Source organism: Geodermatophilus sp. Leaf369 (assembly GCF_001424455.1).
Lineage (GTDB): Bacteria > Actinomycetota > Actinomycetes > Mycobacteriales > Geodermatophilaceae > Klenkia.
In genome coordinates, this window is record NZ_LMQA01000001.1 from 390,875 (window position 1) to 404,101 (window position 13,227).

At 73.0% G+C, this 13,227-nt stretch carries 16 protein-coding genes; 3 read left to right on the forward strand and 13 right to left on the reverse strand.

What is annotated here, in order from left to right; translation table 11 throughout:
- Window positions 1-44 precede the first annotated feature (44 nt).
- Window positions 45-755, reverse strand: coding sequence for an NADPH-dependent F420 reductase (npdG, locus tag ASG36_RS01875; RefSeq protein ID WP_055758714.1), 711 nt, complete (start codon window positions 753-755; stop codon window positions 45-47).
- An 86-nt stretch (window positions 756-841) separates the two neighbouring features.
- Window positions 842-1,033, reverse strand: coding sequence for a hypothetical protein (locus tag ASG36_RS01880; protein WP_055758716.1), 192 nt, complete (start codon window positions 1,031-1,033; stop codon window positions 842-844).
- A 202-nt stretch (window positions 1,034-1,235) separates the two neighbouring features.
- On the opposite strand from ASG36_RS01880, the gene ASG36_RS01885 reads away from it, so the two are divergent.
- From ASG36_RS01885 to ASG36_RS01895, 3 genes are all read left to right on the forward strand, one after another.
- Window positions 1,236-2,357 carry a diguanylate cyclase gene (locus tag ASG36_RS01885; protein WP_235494477.1) on the forward strand — a complete coding sequence of 374 codons (1,122 nt, stop codon included), beginning with the start codon at window positions 1,236-1,238 and terminating at the stop codon, window positions 2,355-2,357.
- A 24-nt stretch (window positions 2,358-2,381) separates the two neighbouring features.
- Complete coding sequence (locus ASG36_RS01890; protein WP_055758723.1) at window positions 2,382-3,704, forward strand: M24 family metallopeptidase; 1,323 nt, start codon at window positions 2,382-2,384, stop codon at window positions 3,702-3,704.
- Window positions 3,705-3,834: 130 nt separating this feature from the next.
- A complete protein-coding gene (locus tag ASG36_RS01895; protein WP_055758726.1) occupies window positions 3,835-5,052 on the forward strand; it encodes an HNH endonuclease signature motif containing protein in 1,218 nt (405 codons plus the stop codon).
- 7 nt (window positions 5,053-5,059) lie between these two features.
- Here ASG36_RS01895 and ASG36_RS01900 read toward each other — a convergent pair whose 3' ends face one another.
- The 11 genes from ASG36_RS01900 to ASG36_RS01950 form a co-directional block, all read right to left on the reverse strand.
- Window positions 5,060-5,491 (reverse strand): ChaB family protein, encoded by a 432-nt coding sequence (locus tag ASG36_RS01900; RefSeq protein WP_055758729.1) that lies wholly within the window; start codon window positions 5,489-5,491, stop codon window positions 5,060-5,062.
- A 10-nt stretch (window positions 5,492-5,501) separates the two neighbouring features.
- On the reverse strand, window positions 5,502-5,909 hold the full coding sequence (locus tag ASG36_RS01905) for a thioesterase family protein (protein ID WP_055758731.1): 408 nt from the start codon (window positions 5,907-5,909) through the stop codon (window positions 5,502-5,504).
- Between the two features lie 2 nt (window positions 5,910-5,911).
- A complete protein-coding gene (locus ASG36_RS01910) occupies window positions 5,912-6,124 on the reverse strand; it encodes a hypothetical protein (protein ID WP_055758734.1) in 213 nt (70 codons plus the stop codon).
- A 37-nt stretch (window positions 6,125-6,161) separates the two neighbouring features.
- Window positions 6,162-7,052, reverse strand: a complete 891-nt coding sequence (locus ASG36_RS01915; RefSeq protein ID WP_157498510.1) for a type II secretion system F family protein — start codon at window positions 7,050-7,052, stop codon at window positions 6,162-6,164.
- The gene (locus tag ASG36_RS01920) at window positions 7,052-7,990 is read right to left on the reverse strand and encodes a type II secretion system F family protein (RefSeq protein WP_235494478.1); all 939 of its coding nucleotides are present in this window, start codon (window positions 7,988-7,990) and stop codon (window positions 7,052-7,054) included. The genes ASG36_RS01915 and ASG36_RS01920 overlap by 1 nt, the downstream gene beginning before the upstream one ends.
- A complete protein-coding gene (locus tag ASG36_RS01925; protein ID WP_055758737.1) occupies window positions 7,987-9,417 on the reverse strand; it encodes a CpaF family protein in 1,431 nt (476 codons plus the stop codon). Before ASG36_RS01925 ends, ASG36_RS01920 begins: the two co-directional genes overlap by 4 nt.
- Window positions 9,414-10,604, reverse strand: coding sequence for an AAA family ATPase (locus ASG36_RS01930; RefSeq protein WP_055758740.1), 1,191 nt, complete (start codon window positions 10,602-10,604; stop codon window positions 9,414-9,416). Before ASG36_RS01930 ends, ASG36_RS01925 begins: the two co-directional genes overlap by 4 nt.
- Complete coding sequence (cpaB, locus tag ASG36_RS01935) at window positions 10,601-11,350, reverse strand: Flp pilus assembly protein CpaB (RefSeq protein ID WP_055758743.1); 750 nt, start codon at window positions 11,348-11,350, stop codon at window positions 10,601-10,603. The genes ASG36_RS01930 and cpaB overlap by 4 nt, the downstream gene beginning before the upstream one ends.
- A gap of 8 nt (window positions 11,351-11,358) precedes the next feature.
- The gene (locus ASG36_RS01940; protein ID WP_235494479.1) at window positions 11,359-12,309 is read right to left on the reverse strand and encodes a pilus assembly protein TadG-related protein; all 951 of its coding nucleotides are present in this window, start codon (window positions 12,307-12,309) and stop codon (window positions 11,359-11,361) included.
- The gene (locus ASG36_RS01945) at window positions 12,306-12,695 is read right to left on the reverse strand and encodes a TadE/TadG family type IV pilus assembly protein (RefSeq protein WP_055758749.1); all 390 of its coding nucleotides are present in this window, start codon (window positions 12,693-12,695) and stop codon (window positions 12,306-12,308) included. The genes ASG36_RS01940 and ASG36_RS01945 overlap by 4 nt, the downstream gene beginning before the upstream one ends.
- Window positions 12,696-12,816: 121 nt before the next feature.
- A complete protein-coding gene (locus ASG36_RS01950; protein ID WP_055758751.1) occupies window positions 12,817-13,014 on the reverse strand; it encodes a Flp family type IVb pilin in 198 nt (65 codons plus the stop codon).
- Between the last annotated feature and the right edge of the window lie 213 nt (window positions 13,015-13,227).

Consider the following 13,227-nt stretch of genomic DNA (forward strand, 5'->3'; position numbering starts at 1 on the left):
CCTCCGGGCCCCCGCTCGGCCGGACGGGCCTGCGGCCCGGTGGCTCAGACGTCGGTGACGCGGATGCCGGCGTGGACCTTGTACCGGCGGTTGACCGAGACCAGGTTGATCGTCAGGGCCTCCACCTGGCGGGCGTTGCGCAGCCGGCCGGCGTAGACCCCGCGCATGCCGGGCAGCCGGCCGGCCAGGGCCTGCACCAGGTCGGTGGCGGCGCGGTCGTCACCCACCACCATGACGTCGCCCTCCAGCGTCGGGTGGGAGAGGTCCTCCAGGCTCACCGCGGACAGGTGGTGGAACGCCCCGACCACCGAGCTGTCGGGCAGCAGCGCCGCCGCCTGCTGGGTGACGCTGCCCTCGGGCACGTCGAGCACGTAGGCGCCCAGCTCGTCCCAGCCCATCGGCACGACGCAGTCGACGACGACCTTGCCGGCCAGTGGTGCGGCCAGCTCGGCCAGCGTGTCGGCGTGCCCGGCGAAGGGGACGGCGACGACGAGCACGTCGGCGGCACCCGCGACGTCGGTGTTGGACCCGCCCTGCACCGACACCTCGACGCCTCCGGCGGCCGCCTCGGCGCGTGCGGCGACGGCGCGGGCGGTCTCGGCCGCGCGGTCGGCGTCCCGGGACCCGAGCAGCACCCGCTGACCGGCGGCCGCCCAGCGGACCGCCAGGCCCCGGCCCTGCGGCCCGGTCCCGCCGAGCACCCCGATGACGAGGTCCTCGACGGCTCGCTCGGTGGTCTGTCCTGTGTCCGTCACCTGGGTCGTCTCCTCGTGTCACGGGCGCCCGGACGCGGCCACCTCGGTTCGATCATGCCCCCGGGGAGGCTGCCCAGCAGAGCGGGTCAGCGCTCGCCGTCCCGCTCCCAGGCGCGGTCGGCGGCGTCGGCCTGCTCGTTGCGCTCGGCCACCGTCTGCAGCGCGGCCTGAGCCTCCTCGCGGGTGTCGAAGGGGCCCAGCCGGTGGCGCTCGGCGCACCCGTCCCGGTCCTCGACGGTGCGGTGCTTGAGGCAGAAGTACCAGGGACCCTCGGCCACGGTGGGCCTCCTCGTCGGTGATGGGCGGGCGTCGGCGCCCGCGGACCCACCCTGACACCACCGGTGACCGTCCGCCTCCTCGGCGTCGGTCGCCGCGGTCGGCGACGACACGCCGCACGACACGCCGGGGAAGGTCAGCACCGTGTCACCTGAGGTGTGCACAGGGCTCGCAGCGCGGGCCTGGAAGCAGGAGACTGCCCCCGTGTCCCTGGGCTGGAGTCACTACACCGATGCAGTGGTGTCGGTGCCGCCCCGTGCCCGGGAACCGCGCACCGCCGCCCGGTGGATGGCCGCGTTCATGCTCCTGGGTGCTGCGGCGGGTTCGGTGAACCTCGTCGTGGCCGGCGTCCTCCGGGACGGCGCCCCCCGCGGGGTCTACGCCGCGACGATGGCGCTGCTGGCCGTGCTCGGGCTCTGGTTCGTCGCCCGCCCCCGCGCCGGGGTGCGGTCGACGTTCGCCCTGGTCCTGCTCGGCGACCTGGTCTACGTCGTCGTCGCCGCCTCGGTGGTGGACCCGCTGCGGCACGCCACCCCGCTGATGATGCTGTTCGCCGCCTTCGTGGCGGCCTGGTTCCTGGACGCCTGGATGCTCGGCGTGCACATGGCCGTCGTCCCGTTCGCGTGCTGGTCCGCCCTGGCCCCGAGCTTCACCGACGCGCCGGGCCTCGGCGTCCAGGTGCTGGTCAACGCCGGGATGCTGGACGTGGCCGCGTTCGGCGTCTTCGTGCTGCGCCGCCGGGTGCAGGGCCTGCTCGCCGCCACCGAGGCCCTGTCCTCCACCGACCCGCTTACCGGCCTGGCCAACCGGCGCTCGCTGGTCACGCAGTCCGAGCGGCTGTGGCGGCAGGCCCACCGCGGAGGCGACCACGTCGTCGCGCTGGTGCTGGACCTCGACCACTTCAAGCAGCTCAACGACACCCACGGGCACGCCACCGGGGACGCCGTGCTCCGTGCCGTCGCGCAGGCGCTGCGGGCCGTCGTCCGACCCACCGACGTGCTCGCCCGGATCGGCGGCGAGGAGCTCGTGGTGGTCGGCCTGGCCGCGGACCGCACCGAGGCGCACCGGCTGGGCGAGCGGCTGCGCGGCGCCGTCCGGCAGGCCTGGGTGGACCACCCGGGGGTGACGGCCTCGATCGGCATCGCGCTGGACCGACCGTCCTCCGACACCGATCCCGCCGCCGGCGTGTGGCGCCTGGTCGACCGTGCGGACGCGGCGATGTACGAGGCCAAGCAGGCCGGCCGGGACCGGGTGGAGCTCGCCCCGCCCCTCGTGCCGCTGCCGCGGGCGGCGCACCCGGTCGTCCGGCTCGACCGCCCCGCCTGAGCGCGGCTCTGCTCTGATGGGGGCATGACCACCGCCCTGCGCCACCGCCCGCACGGGATCGATCCCACCCGCACCGTCCCGCTGCCCCTGCGGGACCAGGCCGAGGTCCGGGACCGGTGGCTGACCGAGCGGGTGCGCGACCTGCTGCCCGACCTGATGGACGACGCGGGCATCGACCTGTGGGTGGTCGTGGGCCGGGAGTACAACGAGGACCCGGTGCTGCCCACGATGCTCCCGGCGTCCTGGTTGTCGGCCCGCCGCCGGACCATCCTGCTGCTGCACCGCAGCGACGACGGCGTGACCCCGATGGCGGTCGCGCGGTACCCGGTGGGCCAGTTCGTCTCCGCCTGGGACCCCGACGACGACGAGCCGGGCGCCTCGGCCGAGCAGTCGCAGTGGGCCGCCGTCCGCCGGGTCGTGGAGCAGGCCCGGCCTCGGGCGATCGGGATCGACGTGTCGGACACGTTCGCGCACGCCGACGGTCTCTCCCACACCGAGCACGGCCTCCTCGTCGAGGCGCTGGGCCCGTGGGCGCAGCGGCTGGTGCCGGCCGAGCAGCTCGCCGTCCGCTGGCTGGAGACCCGGCTGCCGGAGGAGATCTCGGCGCTGCACGCGATGAACGCGCTGGTGCACGAGACCATCGCCGAGGCGTACTCCCCCGCGGTGCTGCGGGTCGGGGAGTCCACCGCGTTGGACGTGGCGTGGTGGATCCGGCAGCGGTTCCACGACCTGGGCGTCGAGCCGTGGTTCCAGCCGACGGTCGGCCTGCAGCGCGCGGGCGTCCCGCTGCTCGACGAGCGCGGCACGATCGTCGGCGGGGTGCCGCACGACGCGGTCGTCGAGCCCGGCGACCTGGTGCACTGCGACGTCGGGCTCAAGACCCTCGGGCTGACCACCGACACCCAGCGCAACGGCTACGTGCTGCGCCCCGGGGAGACCGCCCCCCCGGCCGGCCTGGTGCACGCACTGGCCGTGGGCAACCGCATGCAGGACCTGGTGACGACGGCGATGACCCCCGGCCGCACCGGCGACGAGGTGCTGGCCGCCGCCCGCGCCGCGGCGGCCGCCGAGGGCGTGGACGGCGACGTCTACTCCCACCCGGTCGGCTTCTACGGTCACGGCGCCGGCCCGGCGATCGGCATGTGGGACGCCCAGGGCGGGGTCCGCGGCACCGGGCAGGCACCCGTCCGGGAGTCCACGACCTGGGCCCTGGAGCTGTGCGTGCGGGTCGCCGTCCCCGAGTGGGACGGCCAGCTGGTGCGGATGGCCCTGGAGCAGGGCATCGCACTGACCGGCGAAGGCGTCTCCTACCTGGACGCCCGGCAGACGTCCCTGATCACGATCTAGGGCTCGTCCACCGGCGCCGTCAAGGGCTGTCGCACATCTGTGGACAGGCCTCTGACCTGTGGGTTCAGTAGTTCTGGGGTCTCGTGCCGACGTAGACTTCGAACACCTGATCGAACAGCCGGGAGGTGTCGTGAGCGAACTGCGGTCCGCCCTGGACGCCCTGGCTGTCGACGACCTGCACGCGGTGCCCGACGGTGCGCTGTTGGAGCGGACGGCCGATCTGGTCGAGTTCATCAACCGGGCCTCGGCCGAGTTGACCCGCACCGTGCGGCACGCCGACGTGGTCGGTGCTGCTGAGCACGACGGGCTGAGGACGATGCAGTCGCTGCTGCGCGGTCACCACCACTTCTCGAGCGGAGCAGCCGCTGCAGTGGTGCGGGCCGGCCGGGTGCTGGAGCACCTGCCACGGTTGGAGGCCGCGTTCGCCGAGGGTGCGGTGACCGCGGCCCAGGTGGGTGTCGTGACTGACGCGCTGCGGCCGTGCGACATCGCGGCGGCCGCCGAGCAGGACATCGATCTGGACGCCTTCGACGAGGTGTGGACCGAGGTCGCCCGGACGCTGCCGCACGCGAAGCTCGCGACCGCGGTCAACGCCTTCCGCAACGCGTTGGACCCCGACGGCCCAGAGCCCGACCCGACCGAGCAACGGTCTCTGACGTTCAGCCGCCGCGCCGACGGTTCGGGGTCCGGCCGGTTCGACCTGGACCCGGTCGGGTTCGAGAAGGCCCTGGCGGCGATCGAGTCGATCGTGCAGACCGACCGTCCGCTGGGCGATCTGCGCAACCGCGCCCAGCAGCAGGGCGACGCGTTCGTCCAGCTGTGCGACAACGCCCTGGCCCAGGGCGACCTGCCGTTCCTGCGCACGGTCAAGCCGCAGGTGATCGTGACGATCGACGTCGAGGACCTGGTCGACGCAGCCACCGGTCACGACACTGCCACCACCGGTTTCGGTGCGCTGATCTCTGCTGCCCGAGCCCGCTGGGTCGCCTGCGACTCGGCCGTCACTCGCATCGTGATGGGCCCCGACGGCCTCCCCCTCGACGTCGGACGGACCAAGCGGGTCGTCCCACCGCACATCCGCAAGGCCGTTGAAGCCCGGGACGGGCACTGCGTGTTCGCCGGCTGCCACGCCCCGACGCACTGGTGCGACGTCCACCACCTGCTCGAGTGGCTCCGCGACCAGGGCGACACCAGCCTCGACAACTCAGCCCTGCTCTGCGAACGCCACCACACGAAGGTCCACCACGGGTTCCGCGTCGAACGCGACGAGACCGCACCGCCGGGCAACAGGTGGCGCACCCAGCGCCCGGACGGCACCGAGATCGTTCTCGACCGCCTACGCGTGTGACCGTCGGCTACTGCTTCTCGCGCGCGTCCGCCGTCGCCCGGTCGTTGGCCTTCTCGATCGCCTCGACGAGCTCGTCCTTGGTCATCGACGAACGGCCCTCGACGTCCAGCCGCTGGGCGACCTCGTAGAGGTGCTCCTTCGTGGCGTTCGCGTCCACCCCGCCGGCGGTGCCCAGGTCGGTGTCCCGGTTGCCCCTCGCCGACTGCTCGTCCGAGGGGCCGGCCTCGTCCTTGGGCTCCCAGTGGTCGCCGACCTTCTCGTGGGTGTGCTTGACCGCGGCCCAGGCGACCCGGTTGGCGGCCGCGGGGTCGCCGTCGTAGGTCTCCTCGGCGCTGTCGTGCGCCTGGGCGTAGGTGTCCTTGGCCTTGTCGTCGGAGCGCTGCAGGGTGCTGGGCAGCTCGTCCTCGATGGGCCTGCCCTGGTCGTCGGTCTTCGCCATGCGGGCGCTCCTACCCGGCGGGCTCCTTGAGGAACGTCGTCCAGAAGGCCCGTTCGTTGTCGGTCAGCGGCCGGGACGACGCCCCGTCGGTCATCACCAGCACGGCGACGACGGAGACCGCGACGTGCCCGTCCTGGCGCAGCTCCTGCCGGGTGGTGACCGAGCTGGTGCCCAGCCGGGTCACCCAGCTCTCGATCGTCACCTGCTCGTGCGGGCGGTAGTACAGCTGACGCAGGTAGTCCACCTCGAGCCGGGCGAGGATCACCGGCGGGTGCGCCGACCCGTCGCCGCCCGCAGCGGTCTCGGAGGCCATGGTCAACCGAGCGTCCTCGACCAGGCTCAACGCCCGGGCGTGGTTGACGTGGCCGTAGACGTCGGGGTCGGACCACCGCAGCTGGACGGCGTGCTGGTGCCGCACGGTCAGACCGTCTCCTCCGAGGTGCGGTGCCCGCCCTCGTCGGCGTCCGGGTGCAGGGTGCGCTCCTCGGACTCGGCCAGGATCGCCGCGGCCTGCGCCTCGGGGTCCACGCTGCCGGCGGCCTGCTCCTCGGGGAGCAGGTCGGCCCGGGTCTCGACGTTGTGCTCTGTGACGTTGGCGCGCGCCTCGGGGGTGGGGTCCTGGGTGGAGGTCATGGCCTGGTTCTACCGTCCCCCCGGAGACCGCGCCGGGTCAGAAGTTCGCCATCATGTCCAGCACGGCCGGCCCCAGCAGGACGATGAACAGCGTGGGAAGGATGAAGAGCATCAGCGGGAAGATGACCTTGACCGGGATCTGCATGGCCTTCTCCTCGGCCCGTTGCCGCCGCTTGAGCCGCATCTCCCCCGCCTGCGTGCGCAGCACGTCGGCGATCGACACCCCGTAGGCGTCTGCCTGGTTGACCGCCCCGACGAACCGCTTGAGGTCTGTGACCTGCGTGCGCTCGGCGAGTGCCCGGTAGGCCTCCCGCCGCGGCCGACCCACGGCGATGTCCTGCACGGTGCGCACCAGCTCCTGGGCCAGCGGGCCCTTGCCGTTGCGGCCGGCCCGGGCCATCGCAGCCTCGAAGCCGAGACCGGCCTCCACGGCGATGGTCATCTGGTCGAGGGTGTCGGCGAGCTCCAGGGTGATCGCGGCCTGCCGCTCCTGGCCGCGGCTGTGCAGCAGCAGCTCGGGGAGGAAGTAGAGGACCGCGACGATCGTCGGCACGAGCAGGACAGCGAGCAGAGTGGAGTTCGACAGCAGGTAGAGGACCCCGAGAAGACCGCCCACGCCGGCCAGGACGAGCTTGCCCCAGAGCAGTTTCTCCACCGGCCAGGCCGCCGGGCTGCCCGCGCGCACCTGCAGGCGTCGCACCCGACGTGCCGTCGATTCGGGGGTCAGCGTCCGCAGCAGAGCCCCTGCACCCCCGCGCCGGCGGTCCCCGGTCGCGTCCATCCCGGGGACACCGGGGACGGCGAGACTACGGGTGAGGTTCAGGGCGATCTGGCCCGGAGGGCGACCCGGGGCGGCGACGACGACGAAGAAGGCACCGCCGATCCCGAGGACGACCGCCGCGACCGCGGCCCAGACGAGGGCGGGCATCAGAATGCGATCTTCACGGTCGAGCGGAGCCAGAGCCCGCCGATGGTGAGCATGACCGCCCCGGTACCCAGCATGATCCAGCCCACCAGCTCCTCGGTGAGCCGACCGATGTACTCCGGGTTGGTCATGCTCAAGAACCCCGCGATCCCGATCGGCAGGGCCATGAGGATGTAGGCAGACAGCTTCCCCTCGGCCGCCAGCGCCTTGACCTGACGGCGGATCTGGTTGCGCTCGCGGATGGTGTGCCCGACCTGGTCGAGCACCTCGGCCAGGTTGCCGCCCACCTCCCGGTGGATGGCGATCGCCTGGGTGACCCAGGCGAAGTCCTCGCTCGCCGTACGCGCCGACACCTCGTCCAGGGAGGTGTTCAGCTCCCGCCCCACCCGGGTCTCGTTGACCACCCGGGCGAACTCCTCGCTCGTCGGCGACTGGGCCTCCCCGGCGACGGAGTCCAGCGCGCGCAGCAGGCTGTGCCCCGCCCGCAGGCTCCCGGCCATGAGCTGCAGGGCGTCGTCCAGCTGGTCGGCGAACGCCGCCTGGCGCCGGCCGACCCGGAACCCCAGGAAGCCGCGGGCCGCCAACGGCACGACGAGGGCGAGGAGGACGGCGGCCAGCAGTCCCTCCAGCAGCAGGGCCAGCGCCGCAAGTCCCAGCGTCGCGCCCCCCGTGAGGACGACGACCTCGGCGGGCGTGCGTTGGACGCCGGCCCGCTCGAGCAGGGCGGCGAACGAGGCGCTGACACTGTGCCGGGTCAGCAACCGCTCGACAAGTGCCGTGGTCCCGCCGGTCGCCCCGGTCAGCCGGGAGTCGCTGGCCACAGCGGTCGGGTCGAGCTGGGCGAGCCCGATCCGGACCCGACCCGGCCACACCGCGGCCATCAGCAGCCCGCCGAGGCCCCCGGCGAGGCCGAGCACCCCGGCCCAGACGAGCGGGGTCACCGCCGGGCCCCCGGCGCCGCGGCGCCCTGGCCGAAGACCCGCGGCGAGAGCGTGATGCCCAGGTCGGTGAACCGGTCGGTGAACCGCGGCCGGACGCCGGTGGGCACGGGCTTGCCGAGGAACCTCCCGTCCGGGCCCAACCCGGCGGAGTAGTCGAAGAGGAAGGCGTCCTGCAGGGTGACGGTCTGCCCCTCCATGCCCTGCACCTCGGTGACGTGGGTGACCCGCCGGGTGCCGTCCCGCAGCCGGGTGAGCTGGACGACGACGTCCACCGCCGAGGCGATCTGCTCCCGGATGGCGCGCAGCGGGAGGTCCATGCCTGCCATCAGCACCAGGGTCTCGAGGCGGGCGATCGCGTCGCGCGGGCTGTTGGCGTGCACCGTGGACAGCGACCCGTCGTGGCCGGTGTTCATCGCCTGCAGCATGTCCAGGGACTCCCCGCCGCGACACTCCCCCACCACGATGCGGTCCGGGCGCATGCGCAGCGAGTTGCGCACCAGGTCCCGGATGGTGATCGCACCCTTGCCCTCGATGTTGGGCGGCCGGGACTCCAACCGGACGACGTGGTCCTGCTGCAGCTGCAGCTCCACGGCGTCCTCGATGGTGACGATCCGCTCCCCGTCGGGGATGAAGGAGCTGAGCACGTTGAGCAGCGTGGTCTTCCCCGTGCCGGTACCGCCGGAGACGATCACGTTCAGCCGGGCCTCGACGCAGGCGTGCAGCAGCTCGGCCATCTCCGGGGACAGCGTGCCGAAGCTGATCAGGTCGTCGACGCCGAACGGGTCCTTGGCGAACTTGCGGATGGTCAGCGACGAGCCGCCGAAGGCCAGCGGGGGGATGACCGCGTTGACCCGGGAGCCGTCGGCCAGCCGGGCGTCGACCATCGGGGAGGACTCGTCGATCCGGCGGCCGACCTTGCCGACGATCCGCTCGATCACCTGCCGCAGGTGCTGCTCGGAGGTGAACCGGGTGCCGGTGCGGGTGAGCTTGCCGGCCTGCTCGACGTAGACCATGTCGGCGCCGTTGACCATGATCTCGGTGACCGAGGGGTCGTCGAGCAGCCGCTGCAGGGGGCCGAGCCCGAGCACGTCGTCGCCGACCTCGGCGATCAGCCGCTGGCGCTCCTCTCGGGTGAGCGGGGCCTGCTCGTCGGCGACCACCTTCTGGAGCTCTGTACGCACCAGTGCGTACAGCTGCTCGTCGGAGATGTCCGGGTCGGACAACCGCGGGCCTAGCCGCTCGAACAGCGACTGGGAAGCGCGTTCCTTCAGCGCCCGCAGCGCATCGCTGCCGGCCTGGGTGCTCGCGACCACAGGGGGCTCCGGCGTGGCCGGCCGGGGCTCGGGGACGGCGACCACGGGCACCTCGACCGGGGCTGCCTCGACCACCTCCCCGCGGGCGGCGGCCAGCCGCTGACTGAGCTTCACGAGGCGGCTCGGTGGCGGGCGCCGCGGCGGCCGACCGCGGTCACCGGGGCGACACCGAAGCGGGCGACCAGAGCCCGGAGCTCCTTGGTGACCGGGTCCTTCGTACCGCTCTGCAGCAGGGGGACGCCGACGTTGGTGGACAGCGGGACGGCCTTGCTGCGCGGGATCATCACGTCGATGGGGCAGCCGATCGCCGTCTCGACGTCCTTGCGGCTCAACCCTCCGCGGGCATCGGCGAAGTTGAGCACCACGTGCTTGCTCGGCGGCACCAGGTCGAGCTCGGTGAGCACGTCGAGCTCCTTGCGCAGGCCGCGCACCCCGGGCACGTCCATCGAGGACAGCACGACCACGTCGGTGGCTGCCTCCAGGGCGGCGAGGGTGTGCTCGCTCAGCCCGGGGGCGGTGTCGACCACGACGTAGCGGAACTCCTGGGCGAGCGTGCGCAGCAGCCGGCCGACCTGTTCGGCGGTCACGCTGTCCCCGGCGATCGGCGACTCCGCGCCGCAGACCGCGAACAGCCCGGCCGGGTGCTGGGTGAGGAAGGTCTTGAGCACCATCGGGTCGGCCGCGGCCGGGCCGACGACGGTGTCGGGCAGCGTGTACTCCGGTGTCAGCGCCAGCGCGCTGGCGACATCGCCGAACTGCACGTCGAGGTCGACCAGGACGGTCGACTGCGGAGCGATCCGGGCCAGGCCGACGGCGAGGTTGGTGGACACGGTGGTCTTGCCGACCCCGCCCTTGGGCGAGGCGACGGTGACCACCCGACCGGCGAACGAGCCGAGCTCCCCGGCGGGGCGCAGCGCCCGCCGCCGTCCGGCTGCCACCCGCGCAGCCCGGTCGAGCACCACGCGGACGTCATCAGGCGCGGCATCGGGTGCCAGCACGTCCCGCACGCCGGAGCGCATCGCCCGGACCCACAGGTCGGGGTCGGCCGTGGCGACGATCACCACCGAGAGCGCGGGGTAGAGCTCGTCGAACCGACCGGCGAGTGCCAGGGCCCGCTCCACTGGCACGCCGGGGCCGAGCATGACGACCTCGGGCAGCGAGTCGGTGGGCACGCCCTCGAACAGGTGCCGGGGGTCGTGGCCGAGCCGCACCGGGTCGAGGACCTGGCACTGGCCGTCGGCGGCGGCGGTGACCCGGGCGAGCAGGTCGTCGTCGGCGCCGGAGAGGAGCACGCTGGTCATGGGGTCGCTCCTGCGTAGATCGAGCCGGGGTCGAGCACGCGGGTGTCGGCGGTGTCGGCGCCGTCGGGCTCGAGGGAGAGGTAGACGGTGCCGTGCTCCTGGCCGTAGACCACGGACTCCGCGTCGGCGCTGCGCACGGCGAGGGTGACGAGCAGGGCGCCGGTCGGGGCACCGGTGGCCACCGTCTCGGTCTCGGCCTCAGGGTCGGCCTCGGTCGCGGCGGGGGCGCCCTGCACCTGGGTGACGAGGACGCCGTGCAGCACGGCGTGGGTCTGGCCGGTGCCGTCGGGCAGCACCTGGGAGATGAAGACGCCGACGGTGTCGCCCGCGGTCAGGCGGCTGCCGACCGCGCGCTGGGGGTCGAGCAGGACGCTGACCTCGCTGAGCCCGGTCGGGACCTCCACCGTCCCGGCGAGCTGCGCGGCGGCCGGGTCCTCGAAGCGGGCCGCCAGGAGCTGCTCGCCCGCGGAGAGATCGGTGCCGGTGACGAAACCGGCCAGGGCGTCCAGGCTGTCGAGCGCACCGTCGGGCACCGACATGGCGGGGAGCTCCTGCACCTCGACGGAGTCCTCGAGCTCCTCCACCGGGGTCCCGGCGGGGATCTCGTCGAGCACCACGAGCACCGGGACGGTGCGGGTGCCGGCCAGGGCGCGCTCATCGGCGCCGCTGACCCAGCCCACCAGCACGACACCACCGAGGACGGCGAGCAGGAGGGCCAGCACGGCGGCCAGCAGACGACGGTTCAACGGAGTCCCTATCGGATGAGGTCGACGACCCGGGCACCGAGGTCCGGTGCGGTGGGGCCGTAGGTGAAGGTGTCGTCGAGGTCGACAAAGCGGGTGAAGTAGCCGCGGACGCACCGGTCGTTACCCGAGCAGGGCGCGTTCCAGGAGTACTGGCCGGCGAAGTAGTAGCCGGTGACGACGAAGGCCGCGTAGCCGTAGACCCGGTAGGAGGCGTTGTTGCCCTGGCCCCGGTAGTCCTCGAAGACCGGGAGCAGGACCGACTGTCCGTGCACCTGCGCGAAGGTCGCAGCGCTGCAGCCGTTGGACGGTGAGTTGCCCGGGTCGGAGTCCACCCACTGGCCGATGGCGGTGGCAGCGCGGCACCCGGTGCCGTTCGTGGTCAGCCAGCCGAAGCCGCCGGGGACGTAGTTGCCCGACGGCCCGGTACACCCGGTGTCGGAGGACTTCGTCAGCCGGATCGTGTACGCCGTCGTGGACGACGGCAGGCCGCCGTTGGTCTGCGCACGGAACTCGCAGGTGCTGAAGATCAGCGGCACGACGGATGTCCCCGAGACGGGCGCCCCCCAGCGGACGGTGGCCGCGGCGCTGACCCCGGTGGAGTCGAACCCGAGCACGGGGGCGAACCAGTGGTCCTGGCTGCCGCGGTTGGTGACGCTGACCTGGCCGTTGCCCATGGTCACCGTGGGGGTCCCGAGGGTCGAGTTCTGGGCGTCGTGGTTCGCCGCGGTCATCGCGGCAGCGGTGTTCACCGGCACGCCACACGCCCCGCGGGCACAGTCCTGGGCGATGGCCAGCGCAGCGGCGTCGGCGCCGTTCTGCAGCTGGACCCGCTCGGAGTAGAGAGCGGCGACGTCCACGGCGATGGCGGCGAAGCCGATCAACGGGACCATGAGCAGCGCGACGACGACGGAGACGGCGCCCCGCTCGCCACCGAGGCGACTGCGCAGCCGACGGGTCACCCGTTGCACCGCATGACCCCCCGTCCGGTCAGGTCCACGCCGGCGCCGAACCAGCCGGTCATGAACACCTGGCGGTACCGCAGGGTCACGGTGGCGTTGCCGGTCGCCGTCGTGCAGGAGGTCGGGGTGATGACGATCTGGGAGCTGGCCAGCGGGGTGGACAGCGAGGTGGTAGCGGCCTGCACCGCGGCGCGGGCGGCGGTGGCGTTGTTCTGCACCGCCATGACCCGGGCGCCCTCCCGGGCAGCCTGGGCGAGGGTGGCCTGGACCTGGAAGGCCCGGCCGAACTCGACGATGCCGAAGACGAGGAGGACCAGCAGCGGCAGGACGAGAGCGAACTCCACGGCGGCCGCGCCGCGCTCGGACTGCAGTCGTGCTCGGGCCATGTCGTCCTCCTCTGCTGCTCGTGGCTGGCGTGGTCGGTCGGTGCCGAGGTGAGCGACGGCGCGGCAGCCCGGGTGGGCTGCCGCGCCGTCTGCCGCGACTCGACTCAGAGGTGGTGTTGAGTCAGGGGAGGGCGTTCCCGATGTTGTTGAACAGGCCGGTCAGGCTGTCCCCGAGGAAGGTCACGGCGACGATGATCGCGACCGCGATCAGCCCCACGAGCAGGCCGTACTCCACGGCGGTGGCGCCCTTCTCGTCGCGACGCACGCGGTCCTCGACGAAGGAGGTCAGGGCGATGAGGGTGGCGTAGATGCTGGACATGTCGTGCTCCTGAGTGGTGTCGGCCGGCCTGGCACCGGGTCGGGATCGACCCGCCGTCGCGGCGTTCAGGAGGAGGGTCGGGTGCCGGGTTCGACTGCTGGAGCCCGTCTCACCCTCCGGAGTGCACGGCTCCACCCGGTGGAGCGTTCAACGACCCGGTTGCTCACCGTGACGTGATCACACTCGGAACGGGATCGTTTCCATCCCTCGATC

What these genes read in the sequence shown, in the direction of transcription:
- ASG36_RS01890 (WP_055758723.1), top strand. Translation starts at nt 2,382, where the DNA reads ATGACCACCGCCCTGCGCCACCGCCCGCACGGGATCGATCCCACCCGC.
- ASG36_RS01900 (WP_055758729.1), bottom strand. Translation starts at nt 5,491, where the DNA reads ATGGCGAAGACCGACGACCAGGGCAGGCCCATCGAGGACGAGCTGCCC.
- ASG36_RS01910 (WP_055758734.1), bottom strand. Translation starts at nt 6,124, where the DNA reads ATGACCTCCACCCAGGACCCCACCCCCGAGGCGCGCGCCAACGTCACA.
- ASG36_RS01915 (WP_157498510.1), bottom strand. Translation starts at nt 7,052, where the DNA reads ATGCCCGCCCTCGTCTGGGCCGCGGTCGCGGCGGTCGTCCTCGGGATC.
- ASG36_RS01930 (WP_055758740.1), bottom strand. Translation starts at nt 10,604, where the DNA reads ATGACCAGCGTGCTCCTCTCCGGCGCCGACGACGACCTGCTCGCCCGG.
- ASG36_RS01945 (WP_055758749.1), bottom strand. Translation starts at nt 12,695, where the DNA reads ATGGCCCGAGCACGACTGCAGTCCGAGCGCGGCGCGGCCGCCGTGGAG.
- ASG36_RS01950 (WP_055758751.1), bottom strand. Translation starts at nt 13,014, where the DNA reads ATGTCCAGCATCTACGCCACCCTCATCGCCCTGACCTCCTTCGTCGAG.